The 580-nt window shown below is 31.7% G+C and carries 1 protein-coding gene; it reads right to left on the bottom strand.

Translation table 11 applies throughout. The annotated features are described in order from the left end of the window. Positions 1–66 precede the first annotated feature (66 nt). Positions 67–387 (bottom strand): hypothetical protein, encoded by a 321-nt coding sequence (locus ACS8FD_RS23020; protein WP_439260453.1) that lies wholly within the window; start codon positions 385–387, stop codon positions 67–69. Between the last annotated feature and the right edge of the window lie 193 nt (positions 388–580).

Genomic DNA, 580 nt, shown 5'->3' with positions numbered 1-580 from the left:
CATACACATCTAAGTCTGAATGAGTGCTACCAAATTTATATTTATTTTGGTACTTTTATATATTACTTAGTACTGCCATGGTTGGTCTTGTTCTATACCAGCCGTGTCTAATTTATTTCTTTTTTTCTTAATTTTGGTATCTATTTTTTCCTGTTTTTTACTAGCTTTTTGATTGATATCGTCAATTAAGCCTTGAATCATCTTATCTACTTTGCCTTGCTCTTTTTGACGTTTCTTATCTACTTTACCAAGCTCCTTTTGACGCGCCTTGTCTATTTTATCTTGTTCTTTTTGACGCAGCTTATCAAGCTTACTCAGCTGCTTCTTAACCTTTTTACTGAGTGTGATATCATCTTTTGTATTATTCTTAGCAGATTTGTCTGACATAAGGCAACTCCTCAATTGTATTGTATAAATCGTTTAAATACTTGATGTTAAGTTAATATCATTGTCTAATCAACGTGTTAGTACAAAACAAATACACATCGCAAAGCGCCCTTGAATTGGTAGACCAAACATAATATTGATCGTTATTCATCATGTAGTCGTTACTAAATATAGTCGTTACTAAATAAAACCA

Source organism: Psychrobacter sp. 1U2, assembly GCF_051847575.1.
Note: the sequence above shows the minus strand (reverse complement) of the source record. Positions and strands in the feature narration are given on the sequence as shown.

Excerpts from the sequence above, each read along its gene's own strand:
- ACS8FD_RS23020 (WP_439260453.1), bottom strand. The coding sequence starts at position 387 with ATGTCAGACAAATCTGCTAAGAATAATACAAAAGATGATATCACACTC.